General features: G+C 48.6%; 18 protein-coding genes and 1 tRNA gene. All 19 read right to left on the bottom strand.

Annotated features, from left to right (window positions below):
• Window positions 1-28: 28 nt before the first annotated feature.
• The 19 genes from trxB to MKX30_RS23150 all read right to left on the bottom strand — a co-directional run bounded on the left by trxB (window position 29) and on the right by MKX30_RS23150 (window position 18,433).
• Window positions 29-982: a thioredoxin-disulfide reductase gene (trxB, locus tag MKX30_RS23240; protein WP_013308252.1), complete on the bottom strand. Its 954-nt coding sequence runs from the start codon at window positions 980-982 to the stop codon at window positions 29-31.
• Window positions 983-1,021: 39 nt separating this feature from the next.
• Window positions 1,022-2,791, bottom strand: coding sequence for a tetratricopeptide repeat protein (locus tag MKX30_RS23235; protein WP_023986482.1), 1,770 nt, complete (start codon window positions 2,789-2,791; stop codon window positions 1,022-1,024).
• A 237-nt stretch (window positions 2,792-3,028) separates the two neighbouring features.
• A complete protein-coding gene (hisJ, locus tag MKX30_RS23230; protein ID WP_053324371.1) occupies window positions 3,029-3,853 on the bottom strand; it encodes a histidinol-phosphatase HisJ in 825 nt (274 codons plus the stop codon).
• Between the two features lie 36 nt (window positions 3,854-3,889).
• Window positions 3,890-4,621, bottom strand: coding sequence for a bifunctional phosphoribosyl-AMP cyclohydrolase/phosphoribosyl-ATP diphosphatase HisIE (gene hisIE, locus MKX30_RS23225; protein ID WP_338533064.1), 732 nt, complete (start codon window positions 4,619-4,621; stop codon window positions 3,890-3,892).
• Window positions 4,618-5,376 carry an imidazole glycerol phosphate synthase subunit HisF gene (hisF, locus tag MKX30_RS23220; protein ID WP_023986479.1) on the bottom strand — a complete coding sequence of 253 codons (759 nt, stop codon included), beginning with the start codon at window positions 5,374-5,376 and terminating at the stop codon, window positions 4,618-4,620. The genes hisIE and hisF overlap by 4 nt, the downstream gene beginning before the upstream one ends.
• Window positions 5,377-5,387: 11 nt before the next feature.
• On the bottom strand, window positions 5,388-6,119 hold the full coding sequence (hisA, locus tag MKX30_RS23215) for a 1-(5-phosphoribosyl)-5-[(5-phosphoribosylamino)methylideneamino]imidazole-4-carboxamide isomerase (protein WP_023986478.1): 732 nt from the start codon (window positions 6,117-6,119) through the stop codon (window positions 5,388-5,390).
• A gap of 95 nt (window positions 6,120-6,214) precedes the next feature.
• A complete protein-coding gene (gene hisH / locus MKX30_RS23210; protein ID WP_028541873.1) occupies window positions 6,215-6,844 on the bottom strand; it encodes an imidazole glycerol phosphate synthase subunit HisH in 630 nt (209 codons plus the stop codon).
• Between the two features lie 3 nt (window positions 6,845-6,847).
• Complete coding sequence (gene hisB, locus MKX30_RS23205; protein ID WP_013308245.1) at window positions 6,848-7,456, bottom strand: imidazoleglycerol-phosphate dehydratase HisB; 609 nt, start codon at window positions 7,454-7,456, stop codon at window positions 6,848-6,850.
• Complete coding sequence (gene hisD / locus MKX30_RS23200) at window positions 7,440-8,753, bottom strand: histidinol dehydrogenase (protein WP_264454304.1); 1,314 nt, start codon at window positions 8,751-8,753, stop codon at window positions 7,440-7,442. The genes hisB and hisD overlap by 17 nt, the downstream gene beginning before the upstream one ends.
• Window positions 8,754-8,821: 68 nt before the next feature.
• The gene (gene hisG, locus MKX30_RS23195) at window positions 8,822-9,466 is read right to left on the bottom strand and encodes an ATP phosphoribosyltransferase (protein ID WP_023986475.1); all 645 of its coding nucleotides are present in this window, start codon (window positions 9,464-9,466) and stop codon (window positions 8,822-8,824) included.
• Complete coding sequence (locus tag MKX30_RS23190; protein WP_023986474.1) at window positions 9,463-10,668, bottom strand: ATP phosphoribosyltransferase regulatory subunit; 1,206 nt, start codon at window positions 10,666-10,668, stop codon at window positions 9,463-9,465. Before MKX30_RS23190 ends, hisG begins: the two co-directional genes overlap by 4 nt.
• Before the next feature lie 338 nt (window positions 10,669-11,006).
• The gene (locus MKX30_RS23185) at window positions 11,007-12,158 is read right to left on the bottom strand and encodes an acyltransferase (protein ID WP_338533063.1); all 1,152 of its coding nucleotides are present in this window, start codon (window positions 12,156-12,158) and stop codon (window positions 11,007-11,009) included.
• A gap of 142 nt (window positions 12,159-12,300) precedes the next feature.
• A complete protein-coding gene (locus MKX30_RS23180) occupies window positions 12,301-12,798 on the bottom strand; it encodes an acyltransferase (protein WP_028541869.1) in 498 nt (165 codons plus the stop codon).
• A complete protein-coding gene (ppaX, locus tag MKX30_RS23175; RefSeq protein WP_028541868.1) occupies window positions 12,795-13,448 on the bottom strand; it encodes a pyrophosphatase PpaX in 654 nt (217 codons plus the stop codon). Before ppaX ends, MKX30_RS23180 begins: the two co-directional genes overlap by 4 nt.
• Entirely contained in the window at window positions 13,445-14,500 is a 1,056-nt protein-coding gene (gene lgt / locus MKX30_RS23170; RefSeq protein WP_023986466.1) for a prolipoprotein diacylglyceryl transferase, read from the bottom strand. Before lgt ends, ppaX begins: the two co-directional genes overlap by 4 nt.
• A 43-nt stretch (window positions 14,501-14,543) precedes the next feature.
• Window positions 14,544-15,482, bottom strand: coding sequence for an HPr(Ser) kinase/phosphatase (gene hprK, locus MKX30_RS23165; protein WP_013308232.1), 939 nt, complete (start codon window positions 15,480-15,482; stop codon window positions 14,544-14,546).
• Between the two features lie 349 nt (window positions 15,483-15,831).
• Entirely contained in the window at window positions 15,832-16,956 is a 1,125-nt protein-coding gene (locus tag MKX30_RS23160) for an ABC transporter ATP-binding protein (protein WP_028541867.1), read from the bottom strand.
• 102 nt (window positions 16,957-17,058) lie between these two features.
• A complete protein-coding gene (locus MKX30_RS23155; RefSeq protein ID WP_341063607.1) occupies window positions 17,059-18,201 on the bottom strand; it encodes a PucR family transcriptional regulator in 1,143 nt (380 codons plus the stop codon).
• Between the two features lie 159 nt (window positions 18,202-18,360).
• Window positions 18,361-18,433 (bottom strand) — tRNA-Lys (locus tag MKX30_RS23150).
• Window positions 18,434-18,438: the final 5 nt, after the last annotated feature.

Raw genomic sequence — 18,438 nt, 5'->3', positions numbered from 1 at the left:
AGCCTTTTTGTGTACTATAGACACGCTTTTATTGATCCAGTGTTTCGCTCCAGTCGTGAACAGCACTGCCTTCGAGATACTTCTCGCAGTCCATAGCCGCCATACAGCCCGTTCCCGCAGCCGTAATAGCTTGACGGTAACGGTTATCCTGTACGTCCCCACAGGCAAAAACTCCGGGGATGTTCGTTTCCGTTGTGCCTGGCTTTACTACAATATAGCCGTGTTCATCGGTATGGATTTGTCCGTTCAGGAAACCTGTGTTCGGTGTATGCCCGATGGCTACGAACACGCCATCTACCTCAATCAGCTCATCCTGATTGGTCTCATTATTGTGTACCTTCAAACCTTTTAAGCCAGCTTCTCCCGTCACAACTTCCAGAGGAGTCCGGTTTAATGCCCAATGTACTTTTTCGTTCTCACGCGCACGATCTTGCATAATTTTGGATGCCCGCAACTCATCGCGACGATGGACCAAGGTTACACTGGAAGCAAAACGGGTCAAGAAGCTCGCTTCCTCCATGGCTGAATCGCCACCGCCAACCACGACAATCTTTTTCCCGCGGAAAAAGAATCCATCGCAAGTTGCGCACGTGCTGACTCCGCGACCTACATTGTCCTGCTCACCCGGAATGCCTAGATATTTGGCGGACGCACCTGTAGCAATAATGACCGACTCCGCCTCAATGATACCTTTACCCTCTACCTTCACTTTAAAAGGGCGTTTGCTGAAATCTACTTCCTCTACCCATCCGGAAGTAAATTCAGCGCCAAAACGTTCAGCCTGCTTGCGCATATTATCCATCAGTTCAGGCCCGAGGATACCTTGCTCAAAACCCGGGAAATTTTCAATTTCGGTCGTTGTAGTAAGCTGCCCACCGGGCTGCATCCCTTCAATGATCAGCGGATTCATGTTAGCGCGTGCCAAATAAATAGCGGCTGTGTAGCCTGCAGGACCTGTACCAATAATTATGGATTTATACATACGTTTGTTGCCTCCTTTAAGTGATGTTTGGAGCAGGTCTCAGACCTGCTTTTTAAACGTGGAGAGCGGCTGCTTCAGCTTCTGTTTGATACCACACACGCTGTCAATCTGGCGTGCATAGCGGCTTACGGTCGATACGGAAATACCATAACGATCGGCTACTTCCTGATAGGTGACTGAATGATGATGCATTTTGGCTGTCAAATATTCTAGCGCCGCTGCCCATCCCTCAGTATGCTGAACCATCGGAACTTCCGGGGCGAGCCGATCCAAATACTCCAGCCAAAGCGATTTCAAATCGTGCTGCATGGCCGGATCTGATGGCTTGCTCATGACGGTCAGTACCTTATCCAGCACTGCCTGCCATTGTGGATCGACTGGGGAAGCAGATACATCACCTTCAATTGTATGCGGATCGTTCTCAACCTCCGACTGATCAGAATGTTCCGTTTCCGGGTACATTTTCTGCTCACCCTGCTCCGCCAGCTCTTGCAATACTTGCAAGGCACGACGTTTCAGCTCATCCTCCTGGTCCGGGTCTTCTACGAAGGACTCCAGTGCCTGACGCACCTCATCATCACCGATCAGGCTTAACGCCTGAATGACCTGAAGCTGAGTCGCCCGGTCCCCGTGGCGCAAGGCCCAGAAGAAGGATGATCGGATTAGCGGGTCCTTCTTCATGCTGTCAGGCACCTGGTCAGCACCAAACTTCTCCCACATGCGGAATTGCTCCTCAAACGGGAGATGATAATGATAGCTGAGCACTTGCAGCGGTGTACCCTCCTGCTGGAGTTCCTCCAGTCGGGACAGGAAAAACCGCGGAACTTCCGAGGAAGCATCCTGTTTTTGCAAATGACTCCACAACCGCCGAGCTTCCGCATATCTTCCGGTATTGCTAGCAGCTACCGCCGTGTAATGGTACAAAGAAGCATCCGCATTGTTCTCTCCATCGCCATGAAGCAACCTGCGGAAATGTCTGTAGGCCTCCTCATGGCGTCCGAGAATCCCCATAGTGGTCGCCAGCTTGAATACCTGCTCCTCCTGAAACGGTATAGTAACCGCCAAAGTCTGCACCAGACGATCCAATTCCGGGCCGCCGCCCTCGTGCTGATAAAAGATCGCCAAGTTGCACAATGCGTGTAAATTACCCGGCTCATCTTCCAGCACTTGAATAATGGTTGCCTTAGCATTTTGGAACAATCCCATGTAGTAATACGCCAGCGCCAGATTATTCCGCGCAGCGAACATATCCGGTTGTTCCTCTGAAATTTGCTTGAGCAATTGGGCTGCCTGAGCAAATTTCCCCTCCTCCAGCAGGACACGAGCCTGATCATGCTCTACTACTCCCTGCCGGGCCTTAATGCGGTTCAGCTTCGTTGGACGGTCCAACTCATAATAGAGCAGCTCCATCATTTCCTCCGCTTCATCAAGAAACTGGCCTTCTTCGTCCTCCTCCAGGTACGTGACCAATGCTTTCTCCGCTTCTTCAAACTGCTCCATATTAGCGTAATTATTCGCCATATAGAAATAACACTCTGTCATCGACGAGTCTACGTCACTCAGAACAGAGGACAGGATCTCATTCGAACCTGCATAATCCCCCATCTCTGATAATATACCCGCCATATTGCAATGATTCACCGGATTATCCGGTTCATATTCAACGGCTTTGCGAAAATATTTCAATGCCTTGTCATAATGATTGCGATCAAGCGAGCGCACAGCTTTCTCAAAAAAGAAAGATGCGTCGAAACGCAAAGCAATAATTTTAGGGCTAGGTTCCGATACTCGCAGATGTTTCCCTTTCATAAATAACCAAGGCACCTCCTTTAAAAGTAACTGGCATGTTCATACCCTTCAGTATACCACAACTTCAAAACGACTTGACAGTCGATCCTACCTCATTCCAAAAAACGGATACATGCTCGTATACCGATAGATATAGATACAAGAATACGCTAAATAGCCGAGCGCTTTTTCCCTGTATAAATAGGGAGCGTTCGGCTAGCCACTGGATATGATACTTAGACCCAATAAACGTAATAATTAAAGCGTCAGCGGCACCAGCGAGCGCTCGCGATGCTGAAATACGGCAAGCTCGCGATAACCGACTTCATATAGAAGCGCGCGTGCCTTCTCCAAGTGCTCGGACAGCTTCGCCGGATCATGAGCATCCGATCCTACGGTCAGCGGGATGCCTAGCGAAAAAGCTTCTTCCAGCATGCGGCGGCTCGGGAACATCTCGGCACAGGGCTTCGAAAGCCCTGATGCATTCAGTTCCATCACCCGACCGCTACGGGCAACAACTGAGAGTGCGGAGCGCTCCAGTTCACGCAGCTCCTCCATTTCCTCCGACTTCGGATGATAGCCGAAGCGCTTAATGACATCCAGATGACCCATGATGTCATACAAACCGGTAGCTGCCGCCTTGGAAACCGCATCATAATACGTGCGGTACACCTCAAGCACATTTTTGCCTTCCCAATGGTGTACCTGACGGAAGTCCGTGACATCCCATTCACCGAGAAAGTGGACGGAACCAATCACATAATCCCAGGGATACGCGGTGATGATGTCCTCGATTTCTCGTTCCCAGCCCTCGATGTAGTCGCCTTCCAAGCCAACACGAATATCAATTTGCCCTTTAAAACGCTCCTTCAGTTCCAAACATTCTTCCACGTATCGGGGAAGCTCCTCCATAGGCATCGCCATTTCCGGATAATAGTCAGCCGGTTTTACATGCAGTAGTGGCATGTGATCGGACAAGCCGAGCTGATCTAGCCCCAGCCGAATTCCCTGCTGCACATACTCTTCCAGACTCCCTATGGCATGCCCGCAGCGGGCGTGATGCGTATGATAGTCGATTTTCATGCGACCCTCCCCCTTTCAACACTACAACAAACCGTACTAATCACGACGAGGACGTTCATGACGGCGATTCAGCTCAGCCAGCACGTCATCGAGCGGTAGCTTGCGCTCCTGCAACAGCACCAGCAGGTGATAAATCAAATCGCTGACCTCCAGGCGCAGTTCGTCATTATCTTTATTTTTGGCGGCAATGATCGTCTCGGATGCTTCCTCGCCAACCTTTTTCAAGATTTTGTCTACACCTTTATCAAAAAGATAAGTCGTATAGGCCCCTTCAGGACGTGTCTCTTCGCGCTCCTTAATAATCGCCTCCAGCTGGGCAAGCACCTCAAAGCGGTCTGCTGAAGCATTGGAAACATCATTTACCAGCGTGTGGTCTCCTGCATTTCCTGCAACAGGTGCTACAGCCGTTCCTGGCGCGGAAATATCACGAAAAAAGCAGCTCGTTGCTCCTGTATGACAGGCAGGACCACTCGGAATGACACGTACCAACAGGGCATCACCGTCACAATCCAGCTGGATGGAGGTGATTTTCTGCGTATTCCCCGAAGTAGCCCCCTTATGCCACAGCTCCTGTCTAGAACGAGACCAGAACCAGGTCTCTCCCGACTCCAAAGATAGTTTCAGCGACTCGCGGTTCATATAGGCCAGCGTCAGCACCTGAAGCGTAGCATCATCCTGCACAATCGCCGAGACAAGACCTACCTCATTCCAGCGGACATTATCCAATATCTGCTCCAGAGATAGCTGTTGGTTCAATTCGTTGCTCATCGTATCTCCACTCCTCTGCGCTTCAAATCCCGTTTTAGCTCAGGGATTCCTATTTCTTTATAGTGAAAAATCGTTGCTGCTAATCCAGCATCCGCTTTGCCCGCCGTAAACACGTCATAGAAATGTTCCTGTTTGCCTGCACCACCAGAAGCGATAACTGGAATTCCGACGGTATCCGATACCGCAGAAGTCAGTGGCAGGTCAAAGCCGTCCTTGGTTCCGTCCGCATTCATGCTGGTCAGCAGAATCTCACCGGCTCCCAACTGCTCAGCTTCCTTGGCCCAGGCCAAGGCGCGGATACCAGATGGCGTGCGGCCTCCGTGCGTATACACTTCCCACTCGCCCCACGCCTTGTTGTACTTGGCATCAATGGCAACAACGATACATTGTGAGCCAAAGCTGCGCGCACCCTCCGCAATCAGCTGAGGGTTACGGACAGCTGCCGTATTTACGCCGATTTTATCAGCTCCGGCACGCAAAATGCGTTTCATATCATCGACATGAGATATCCCGCCACCTACGGTGAAAGGAATGGCAATTTCCCCGGCTGTCTGACGAACTACTTCTTCCATGGTGGCACGCCCTTCAACTGAAGCAGAAATATCCAGAAATACGATTTCGTCTGCCCCTTCCCGGTCATAAAGCGCCGCCAATTCCACAGGATCGCCTGCATCGCGTAAGTTCACAAAATTAACGCCCTTAACCACCCTGCCATCCTTTACATCCAAGCAGGGAATAATACGTTTAGCCAGCATGCCTACTCCCCCTATGCCTTTGCTACAGCTTGTACGGCGACCTGTAAATCAATGCTGCCTGTATACAATGCCTTACCCACAATAGCACCGCCTACACCCTCTTTCGCATAGGTGCTCAGCGTGATTAGATCGTCCATCTTGCTGACACCGCCGGAAGCGATCACGGTTCGTCCACTGCTTTTCGCAAGCGCTACGATTGCCTCCACATTCGGGCCTTGCATCATTCCGTCGCGGGAAATGTCTGTGAAAATGAACGTTTCCGCTCCCTTGGAGGCCAACTCAGCAGCCAATTCGTCCGCTCGAACCTCCGAGGTTTCAAGCCATCCGCGCGTGGCCACATAGCCATTACGTGCATCCAGACCAATGGCGATCCGATCACCGTAGGTACCCAATACCGCTTCCGTAAAAGCACGATCCTCAATCGCTGCCGTGCCCAAGATCACACGGCTCACGCCCAGCGACAACAGCCGCTCCACATGTTCTCGTGTACGCAAGCCGCCACCCACTTGTACAGGCACTTGCACCGCAGAAGCGATGCGCCCAATGAGTTCATCGTTCACCGGTTGACCTGCTTTAGCACCGTCCAAATCAACCAAATGAATGTAGGAGCCGCCCAAACGCTCCCATTCTTGGGCAACCTCCACCGGGTTTTCGTTGTATATCGTCTCCTGGTTATAATCTCCTTGTACCAGTCGTACACATTTGCCATCGCGAATATCAATCGCCGGGTATATCGTGAACAAAGTATGACCCCCTTGTGAGCTATTCAACATCTATATGCCTTTACATCAATCAACGACCAAAGTTGGCGTACCTCCAACTGCAGACTCACGAATCGTTACGCTCGCTTTTCCGCTTCCGCTAGTTCCAAAAACTGACGAAGCAGTTGCATCCCCATTTCCCCGCTTTTCTCTGGGTGGAACTGCATGCCATATACATGGCCTCTGCCCACGATAGCCGTTACGGGCCCACCGTAGTCGGTCACCGCCAGCAGGTCACTTTCGACCTCCGGCTTCGCATGATAGGAATGCACAAAATACACATGTCCTTCCTCCAAGCCCTGTAACATCGGGTGATCCGGCTGAGTCATACGCAGACGATTCCAGCCCATATGCGGCACTTTAACCCCCAGATCAGGAGCAAACCGAATAACCTCGCCTGGTAAAATATTAAGCCCTTCGTGACTGCCGTATTCTTCACCACGAGTGAATAACAGTTGCATTCCTAGACAAACACCGAGCAGCGGTTGTCCAGCGCTTGCAACCTCCTGAATCACCCGATCCAATCCGCTGGAACGCAAATGCTCCATAGCGTCCCCGAATGCCCCTACACCCGGCAAAATCACACCGCTGGAGGAACGAATCACTTGGGCATCTCCCGTTACTACAGCCTCATAGCCAAGACGCTCAACCGCCTTGCTCACACTATGCAGATTGCCTCTGCCGTAATCCACAATGGCAATGGACATGGACTACAGCACTCCCTTCGTTGAAGGCACTCCCGTCACTCGCGGATCAATGGAGGTCGCTTCATCCAGTGCACGTCCCAGTGCTTTGAACACCGCCTCAATCATATGGTGGGTATTTTGCCCGTAGTGAACGATGACGTGTAGCGTCATGCGAGCCTCCAACGCAAATTTCCACAGAAATTCATGCACCAGCTCTGTCGAAAAGCTCCCTACCTGCTGTGATGGATACTCCGCACGATACTCAAAATGGGGTCGGTTACTCAGATCAATGACAACTTGCGCGAGCGCCTCATCCATCGGTACAAAGACGCTGGCATAGCGCTTAATTCCTTTTTTATCACCCAACGCTTCCAGTAAGGTTTGCCCCAAACAAATACCAATGTCCTCCACGGTATGATGATCGTCGATATCAACATCCCCTCTGGCCTGTACATTAAGATCAAATTGTCCGTGCTTGGTGAACAAATCCAGCATGTGATTCAGAAAAGGAACATCCGTTTCAATCTCAGCTTGCCCTGTGCCGTCTACTGCAAAAGATAGCTGAATATCCGTTTCGTTCGTCTTCCGGCTGACGCTGCCTGTACGTCCTGTTACGTTATTTTCGTTCCCCATCGCCATCCACCGCCTTCTTTTCATTGTCCAATCGAACTTGTATCGCCCGTGCGTGACCTTCCAGTCCTTCATGGCGGGCAAGCTGCATAATCGTCTCTCCATTGCGCAGCAGTGCTTCCTTGCTGTAATAGATCATACTCGACTTCTTGATAAAATCATCAATATCCACTGGCGAAGAAAACCGCGCCGTTCCATTCGTCGGGATAATGTGGTTAGGTCCAGCAAAATAATCGCCTACCGGCTCCGAGCTGTACGCTCCCAGGAAAATAGCTCCCGCGTTTTCGATCAGACCCACATGCTCCATCGGCTGCTCTGTCATAATTTCCAAATGTTCTGGTGCCAGTTGGTTTACAATATGGATACCCTCTTCCAAAGTGTCGACGACAATGATAGCCCCGTATGCCTCCACAGATGCAGCAGCAATATCTCTACGCGGCAGCTCTGCCAATTGGCGCTGTACTTCAGCTGATACTTCTTTGGCCAAGCGTTGCGAGGGCGTAACTAGTATGGCTGAGGCCATTTCATCATGTTCCGCCTGTGAAAGCAGGTCGGCCGCTACATAAGAGGCATTCGCCGTGTCGTCAGCCAACACGACAATTTCACTTGGTCCCGCTATACTGTCGATATCCACCGCGCCGTACACCTCTCGCTTCGCTAGCGCTACATAAATGTTGCCGGGACCGCAAATTTTATCGACTGGTTCAATGCTATGTGTTCCGTAAGCGAGAGAGGCAATCGCCTGCGCTCCGCCAACCCTATATATTTCCGTTACACCCGCCTCTGCCGCAGCTACCAGTGTATATGGATCTATCCCTGCCTTGCCGCCTGTAGCCGGGGGTGTCACCATGACAATCTCCGGTACACCAGCTACCTGAGCGGGAATGACATTCATCAGCACCGAGGATGGATAGGCTGCTTTACCGCCCGGAACATACACGCCTACACGTTTCAACGGTCGGATAATTTGGCCGAGCAAGCTACCATCCGGCTGTAAATCCATCCACGAATTACGTTTTTGCTTCATGTGAAAAGCACGGATATTATCCGCCGCCTCTCGAATCGCCTGTAAAAAAGAAGGCTCTACCTTGTCATATGCCGCCTTCAATTCTTCCTCCGTCACACGAAGTTGCTCTGCTACCAGCGATACACCATCAAACGATTGCGTATACCGCAGGACAGCCTCATCCCCCTCTTGGCGTACCGAATGAATAATGGTACGCACAGCCTCATTTTGCTCAGGTGTGCCGTAATCCACCTCCCGTTGGAGGCTGAAATCACGGGCTGATACGATCTTCATTTGTCCATTCCCCCTTACTTGCAGCTTGCAGAATGCCCTGTAACCATTGGCTTATTCCTTTAGTTCATTTATTCACGGGGTGCCACCGCATTTGGAATCACCTGATGCAATCGGTCACACAACGCCTGAATCGGGCCGTTTTTCATCCGGTAGCTGACCCGATTGGCAATCAGACGACTGGTAATATCCAGTATGCTGATCTGCTCGACTAATCCGTTCTCCCGCAAGGTTTGCCCCGTTTCCACCATATCAACAATACGGTCTGCCAGACCAATTAACGGCGCCAGTTCAATGGAGCCATTCAGCTTAATAACCTCCACCTGTTGACCTTGCTCCCGAAAATACTGGGAAGCCACGTTCGGATATTTTGTAGCGACCCGCTGACGAATACCTGGCTGCCAATCTGGTAAAGCAATCACCGACATCCGGCAACGAGCAATCCCGAGATCCAGCAGTTCATACACATCCTTGTTTTCTTCCAGCAAAACATCCTTGCCCACGATGCCGATGTCCGCCGCCCCATACTCTACGTACGTAGGAACATCGACGGGCTTCGCCATAATAAATTCCATGCCTAGCTCAGGCAGTGGAATGACCAGTTTACGCGTTTCGTCCACATCCAGTGGAATCGGAACCCCCGCCTGGCGAAACAGCTCGGAAGCCTGCTTATAAATCCGTCCCTTTGGCATGGCTACCTTCAACGTTTCCGTCATGGCAATTCTCTCCTTTGTACTGGCTGTCTTCCTTCGGCTGTATAGCTGTATACCTCTGCGTACAGGCCATGCTGTTCACGACGTCGATCTTCCGTTCCGCCCGTGAGCCCTGTCACTACCGTAAGGCCTATTGCGCGTAGCTGTGCCGCTGCGGATAACGCCTCTTGGCGTCCCTGTTCGTCATAACGGATAAGTACAGGAAGCTTCGTCTCCATTTGGATACCATCCACACCATCGACGATGCGGTTTGTCTTCAATGCAAATCCCGTTGCAGGTACGGATCGACCAAACTGCTGAAGCAGATTGTCATAGCGACCTCCGTTGCATACCGGGAACCCAATCTCCGCCGCATAGCCCTCAAAAGTCATTCCTGTATAATATGAAAAATCTCCGATCATGGTAAGGTCGATTAACACATGCTCAGATACGCCGTAAGCCTCCAGTACTTCCCACACCTCGCACAAATGTGCAATGGATCGAATCGTCTGCTGCTCCACACTAAGACGGGTAGCCTGGTCACAAATTTCTTTTCCACCGCGCAACCGAAGAATAGCTTCCAGCTTATCCCGATGTTCGGGAGCCAAGCCCAAAGCTTCAATCGCTGTTCGGTAGCCCACTACATCACGACTGAGCAACAGTTCCTTTAGCGCTTGTTGTTCAGCCTGACGGCCGGGAATGATTTCCTCAAATAAGCCGTTCAGGAATCCCACATGCCCCATGGCAATTTTAAAAGAGGTCACCCCTGCTGCCTGTAATGATGCAATTGCCAATGCTACAACTTCTGCATCAGCCTCAGGCGAATCATCACCCACCAGCTCCACACCCGTCTGAAAAAACTCCGCTTCTCTTCCTGCTTCTTCCTCAATCGCCCGAAATACATTTGCGTGATAGGAAAGTCGGAGTGGTACTTCCTCTTCCTTTAGCAACGAAGATACCACCCGTGCAATCGGAGCGGTCATATCCGATCGCAGCACCAACGTGGTTCCCCGGTTATTGAGCAATTTAAACAGCTTCCGATCGGAAGTAGAACTAGCCACTCCCACCGTATCGTAGTATTCCATCGTAGGCGTCATAATCTGGCGGTAACCCCAACGCTCCATGCATTCGAGTACATTCAGTTCAATGGCCCGCAGCTTCGACACTGCACGCGGAAGATAATCTCGAACCCCTACAGGGATCTCAAATCCTTTTGGCTTAGACATCTCTATCACCTCATGATTTCACAATATCTTTATCATGGTAAAGTGCTAACAAACTAAAGTATATTCGATATATTATCATGCCCTACTTGTGAACGTCAACCGAACAGCGCAGCCCTTTTTTTACGGATTCGCCAAGTGGCTGCCCCCCTCTATATTTTATCCAATGCAAAATACATGAATCCTATATGAAAAACATCTATCAACGTATTCTCCGGAGCAAGACCGCGCTTACGGTAATTTTTGTGCATATAGAGTTGTTCAGCTCCACTGAAAACTTATAAATTCTATACTCTAAAAAAAGACTGCCAGCTTTAAGCTAACAGTCCAAATCAAAATATTTAGCTATTTATCTGTTCATCTTTACTCCGGGAAGGAAACTTTGGAACCGTGCCCAAACCGATCCATGCAAATGGTACATATCGAAAACACAACGTCACAATCAGCCATGAGCCAAACAGCGCCAACAACCATCCACCCGCAACAGAGAAGATATATTCTACCGGCGTTCCTTGGAAATCCAACTTGCGATACACCCGCAATAACGCTGGGTGAAGTAAATAAATGCCGAATGAGCATGCCCCCAGCCAACTGATTAACATTCGCAACCTATCTTTAGTATGACGATATAATAAGACCGAGAACTGAAACAGCACCAGCGCAGAGACGAGGGCATATGCATTATGGAGCAGTTCATAGATCAGCGAGTCTGCATAGATGGCTTTGCGGTATGCTACAAACCATATTTGCACATAAGCTATACCCAGGAGTAGCCAAGCCACCCACAAGCCCCACCAACTGATCAACTGACTGCGACTAATTGCCGTACCTGACACCGGTAAAAGCCACTTTTTAAACCCTTCATATCCAATTGCTACAGCTGCACCCAAGGCAAAATAACTGATATACGTAATCGCAAGACTTCCTCTTTCCTCTTGCCAAACGTATTTGTTCAGCAATACAAACCCCCATTGAATGACTAACCCTACTATCAAAATGACAAAGGCCGCTCTCCGTGGGCTCGATATCGAATGGCGTAAACGCTGCACTCCCCACAGCAACAGCGGAAAGACCAAATAAAATTGGATGATGATGATGACATAATACAAATGCGTGTATGCCTTTCCCGTTAACAGCACGAGCGGAAGATCACTGAGCGGCATCAACCCACGTGTTACCAAGGTCAAATAATACACAAGAGAAAACAAAACGTACGGTAACACAATAAACATCAGTCTTTTTCGGAAAAATATAAGCATATTCTTACCACGAAGCGGCCTATCAACATAATTGTAAAATAAAACAAACCCGCTCACAAAAATAAATACGGGCACTGCAAAGCTACTAAACACATTTAAAAATAAAAAAGGATAAAACAATAGAGAATGACGCGCATCAATTAAAGCCATTGAAGTCGCATGAATGGTAACAACGGCTGCAATTAATATTCCCCGGTAAATATCAAGCTCTGGTATACGTTCTTTTTTGACCAAATCAACACGCTCCCATATCGCCTTGCAAATATGTCTGTTATCAATTTTTAAACATAATTAACATGCATTACCCCACTTATTATACAGAAAAACAATGCAAGAAAGACCCCTTAATACATAAGGGGCCTTTCTATTGTGCTATTTACTGCTCATTCACACCAGAGCGTCTTAAATCACGTAACGGATTGCCACCCACAAATGCACCTGCGGGCACGTCTTTATGCACGACCGCTCCGGCCGCTACGATAGCTCCGTCACCGATGGTCACACCCGGCAAAATGGTTGTGTTGGCGCCGATCAACACATGATCACCAATCACCACTTTACCGATACGATACTCCTCTATGAGGTATTCGTGAGCCAGTATCGTCGTGTTATATCCAATGACCGAATTGTTCCCTATCGTAATATGCTCCGGAAAAAAAACATCTACCATCACCATCAGGCCGAAGGCCGCATGTTGCCCCACCTTCATCCCCAGCATTCTGCGGTAAATGACGTTTTTCAGAGAAAGCACAGGACAATACCGGGCAATCTGTATAAAAATAAAGTTCTTAATGCCTTTCCAGCGGCTCACCGTCCGATAAATCTGCCACAACGCATTGGGACCTTCTACAGGATAGCGGTTCACCTTTCTCACGATACATTGACACCTTGAAGCTCCAGCTTCAGCAAATCCCGCATATCATGCAACATGTAGTCTGGCCCATATCCGCGCAGAGTTTCCTCACCCTTGAGCGACCAAGCTACACCAGCCGATTTCACACCTGCTGCCTGAGCTGACAAAATATCAAAAGAACTGTCTCCGACCATCAATGTATGCTCTGCTTCAGCATTCAAACCTGCCAATGCCTTGAGCACTGGCTCAGCGTGTGGCTTTGGATGCTCCACATCGTCTACCGTCACAATATAGTCCATAGAGGAGGTCAGATTGAACAGGTTAAGTACACGTAACGTGGATGGTCGTATTTTGGTTGTCACAACCCCCAGCTTAATTCCTCGCGCACGCAACTCCTGAATAACCTCAATGACATATGGAAATGGCTTCACCATTTGATCATGATGAATCTGATTATAAGCACGATAGTCCTTAACTAACCCAGATACATCCGTTAATCCCGAAAAAGTACGGAGTTGATCGTCCAGCGTTCCACCCATATGAGGAATAATATGCTCCCGCGTCAGCGGATCAGCATCCGGATGATTCAAAATGTGTAGAAATGTGCTGATAATCAACTCATTCGTATCCATGATGGTGCCGTCTAAATCAAACAAAATCGTATTTATCATAGATGCTCCTTCTTGTCCTCGTCCGTGTCTTCCTTAGGTAGCTTATCCGTCGTAGCTGTTGGAGGAACCGCGCCCTGTCCTGGACGGGATACCTGTTCTGGCGTCACGTCAGGTACCTGATCAATCCCCGCTTTGCTGGAGATAATCGGATCGCTATACCGAGCAACAGATGTGCCCTTCCGGCGACGAACCAAAATGAAAATCACGGCGGCTACCACAATGAAAATAGGCAGCAATTGCGAGATCCGTACATTACCGTAACTCGGGTCCAGATGCCCTGGTTCAAACCCTAACCACACCATAGGAGACCACAAAGCATTCACAAAGGAAGCCAGCCAATCCGGTCCCTGAAAAGCCAAACTATCCGTCCGTACACGCTCGATGAAAAAGCGGCCAATCGAGTACCAAATGAAGTAAAACGCAAACATTTCGCCTGCACGTACAAATTTCATACGACGAATGACGAGCAGCAAAATCACACCGACAATACTCCACAGTGATTCATATAAAAATGTAGGGTGATGGAAAACCCCGTTAACGTTCATCTGATTCACAATGAAATCCGGCAGATGGAGCTGATTTCGCAAAAATGTTTCTTCCGTCGGTCCACCGTAGGCTTCCTGATTGACAAAATTACCCCAGCGTCCAATCGCTTGACCGATCAGTAGGCCTGGTGCACAAATATCAGCGATACGCCAGAAGTTATACCCTTTATACCGGAAATAAATGACCGCACATATAATGGCCCCGATCAAGGCACCGTATATCGCAATACCGCCGTTCCAAATTTTGAAAACATCCCATAGATTATCTCGGTAGTCTTCCCATTTGAAGGCTACATAATAAATACGCGCTCCAATAATAGCTGATGGAACACCCAGAAGCAGCATATCCATAAAAAAGTCCTGCGGAATACCGAATCTTTTTCCTTCACGGATGGCGAGATATAAACCCACAAGCGCCGCCAGCCCCAAAATAAGCCCATACCAGTGGACCTTGATTGCCCCGATTGAAAAAGCGATCGGATTCAGCAGTAATGTTGCCGTTGACATATGTTTCTCTCACTCCTCGTTCTTCCTTGCAAACGAACAAACCTTAATCCATCTCTTCCATATCTTCAGAAATCGTAGCAGTCAGCTTGTTTGTAAATTGCAGGGCTGCATTAACGCCCATTTGTTTCAAACGATAGTTCATCGCCGCCACCTCGATAATAACAGCCAAGTTTCGGCCCGGACGAACTGGGATTGTAACCAGTGGAACATCTGTATCAATAATGCGTGTCGTTTCCTCATCGAGACCAAGACGGTCATACTGCTTGTCCTGCTGCCATGCCTCCAGACGAACAACCAATGTAATCCGCTTGTTATTACGAACTGCACCGGCCCCAAACAGCGTCATCACATTAATAATGCCCACGCCACGAATTTCCAACAGGTGACGTATCAGCTCAGGTGCTGTACCATGCAGCTGAAAATCGGACGTTTGCCGAATTTCTACCGCATCATCTGCTACCAAGCGATGTCCACGTTTAACAAGTTCCAGTGCCGTTTCACTTTTACCAATTCCGCTACTTCCTGTGATAAGCATTCCCACGCCATACACGTCACACAGTACACCATGAATGGTCGCCGTAGGAGCCAGCTTTCTTTCGAGAAAGCCTGTGATGCGGCTTGATAAAATCGTTGTCGCCATATTAGTGCGCAGTACAGGAATATCTCGCTCTGCGCTCGCCTCCACTAGCTCAGCAGGTACCTCCAGACCACGTGTGATAATAATGCATGGAGTCAGCTCTGTACACAGACGCTCCATCCGATCCCGTCGCTCCTCAGGAGGCAGCATCCCCAGAAAAGCCAACTCAGACCTTCCCAGAAGCTGTACCCGCTCCTGTGTATGATATTCAAAATACCCGGCCATCTCCAGACCTGGGCGATTCAAATCATCCACTGTGATCAGTCTTCGCAGACCTTTTTCACCAGAAATAACTTCCATTTGAAACTGCTGTACAAGCTCGGATACCTTTACCTGTTTAGCCATTGTATTCTCCCCTTCATCTGCAACACCGGATTCTATACGTCATTTGATTTATGTAGCTTTACCCTATTAACCATACAGCCCAACGCCAGTCTATGCTGCACTGCATCAATCCACACTCCATTTGATTTAACACTATGGTTCCAGGCTAACTCTATTCCGACAGCTGGATTGATCCCATCTAGGACCCTTGCCAACGAACCTTGCCTGCATCTAGACCTGTACCATTGTACCCATCGTATCGGAATTTTCCAATGAATGCAATGCCGAAGCTAGTAGCCGTATGCGATATACAAAAAGAGTCGCAGTTCTCCGCTTGGGGAAAACTGCGACTCTCTTCCAGAGGCAAATTTTATTCGCCAACCAGAATACTCAATTCCGATTCCTTATCAAAAATATGAACCTTGTTCATATCAACAGCCAACTTCGCTTTGACACCATCACGAGTATTGGAGCGTCCGTCTACACGGGCAATAATCGTATCATTTCCGGCACCGCTCAGGTACAACAGCATTTCATGACCGAGATTTTCTGTTACATCCACAGTGGATGTAAAGATCGTATTCGGGGAAGCCTCCAAGAATACAGGCTCTTCATGAATATCCTCAGGACGGATACCCAAGATCACATCTTTGCCGATATAGCCCTTCGCTTTTAAAATCTGTCCTTTACCTTCTGGTACGAACAGATCCAGACCCGGCGCAGTAAAATGCAATGCACCTTCTTTTTCAACCAGCTGACCTGTGATAAAGTTCATCGTAGGAGAGCCGATAAAACCAGCAACGAACAGATTCACTGGACGGTTGTACAGTTCATCCGGGGATGCAGCTTGTTGAATGATACCATCCTTCATAACGACAATCCGATCACCCATCGTCATGGCTTCAATTTGGTCATGTGTTACATAGATACAAGTGGTTTCAAGGCGTTTAACCAGTTTAGTGATTTCAGCACGCATTTGACCACGAAGTTTAGCATCCAAGTTGGAGAGCGGCTCATCCATCAGGAAGACTTGAGGATCGCGGACAATCGCACGACCCAGAGCGACACGTTGGCGTTGACCACCGGACAGCGCCTTAGGTTTACGTTCCAGCAAGTGCTCGATATCGAGTATTTTGGCAGCTTCGCGTACTTTCTTGTCGATTTCTTCTTTCTTAACTTTGCGCAGTTTCAGACCGAACGCCATGTTCTGGTACACGCTCATGTGCGGATACAGGGCGTAGGATTGGAATACCATCGCGATATCGCGGTCCTTTGGAGCCACGTCGTTCACAACACGATCCCCAATGTACAATTTACCATCTGAAATTTCCTCCAGACCAGCAATCATACGAAGTGTAGTAGACTTCCCGCAACCGGAGGGACCAACCAATACGAGGAATTCTTTATCTCGAATGTCCAAATTGACATCAACAACCGTAGCTTTATCTGCACCCGGATATTGCTTGAAAATATGCTCTAAACGTACACCAGCCATAGCTTTTGCCTCCTAAGATCGAGTTATGAAATCGAATACATTTCTTACTTGTATCTTACCCTAGTCCTTGTAGCGTGGCTATTCGCAAACTGCACAAAGATGCTATTTCCTTTTTGTCACTTTGTACAATAGGAGATAGAGCTTGACCAAAACCGCATCATTAAACGTCCGCACGTCCAATCCGGTCTCCTGTTTGATCTTGTCCAAACGGTAAATCAACGTATTTCGATGCACATACAGACGCTTAGCTGTCTCACTCACATTACAATCCAATTGAAAAAAGATATCTAATGTAGCCATCGTTTCTGAGTCTTCCAGTATGACAGATGATTTCATTATCTGCTCTAAAAATAGTACGCGTTGTTCCTTGGGAATGCGGTTTAACAGCCTTTCTAAATGAAGCTCCCATGAAAAGTGGATGTGCTCTGTTACATGAAAAATCTTGCCCAGATGTATCGTCTCCCATAACAAATTCAGCTCTTGGGGAAGACTTTGCAAAGGGATCGAAGGCTTAGAAACCGCCAAATGGAATACACCCACCCACTCATTCGCAATAAGCTCATATAGGCCCAAGCTAAAAGCCGTAAGAACCTCCTCCAGCGATTCCGTAAAATCTGCATCCCTGGACTCAGTGTCTTTATCCCGTTCATCGTCCGCACCTAATAAAAGCTCCTTTTTAGCCATAATCAGCCAAGACTGTTCGTCCAATGGTGTAAGCAGCACATCCCCTCCAAAATAGCTTGCGAACAATCGATGAAGCTGCGTATAAGTAATAGCTCCCTCCTGTGTTCCCTCGCCATTCAGTAAAATCGGAACCATACACGCTGATAGCGAATCACGAAGCTGCAATTCATCAGGAACCTCTTCTTCCCTGTTTAAATTGGCAGCCTGCTGTATGAGCCATTGTCCAAAACGATTCATCCGCTCTTCCTCGCTATAAATCGGGTTGTCCGACAATTGTGGACCGTTCTGCCAGACCTGCTCCATGTTCCCCAATAGCGCTTCTACCAGTTTCCGTTCTCGATCCGTCAAATATCTGGCCTCTACCACAAAGGCAGCCAGTTCACCTGCCGACGCACGAAACGGAAAATATAACTTGTTGTCACGGACAAACGATCTATCCGGAATAACTGAATCGGCTGTATCTCCCTCTGCCATCATTTCCGGGCACCAAGGCACTATGGTAAAAGGCGCTTGAATAATATTCTGAAGCTGTTGCTGAATCCATTCTGTATCCAGAGTCACGCGATCACCACTTCACTTTTTTTAGAATATAGAATAAGCACTGAGCGAACATAATGAACTCATTATAACCTGTCGATACCGTAAAATAAAAAAGCTATATAAAAACATAACTTAAAACAATACAAAAAAAGCCATCAACCTATAGTTGATGACTTCTGATGAGCCATGAAGGACTCGAACCTTCGACACCCTGATTAAAAGTCAGGTGCTCTACCAACTGAGCTAATGGCTCGTAAA

The organism is Paenibacillus sp. FSL P2-0173, from assembly GCF_038008045.1.
In the GTDB taxonomy this organism is placed as follows: domain Bacteria; phylum Bacillota; class Bacilli; order Paenibacillales; family Paenibacillaceae; genus Paenibacillus; species Paenibacillus polymyxa_B.
This window is presented reverse-complemented; position numbering and strand designations above follow the sequence as displayed.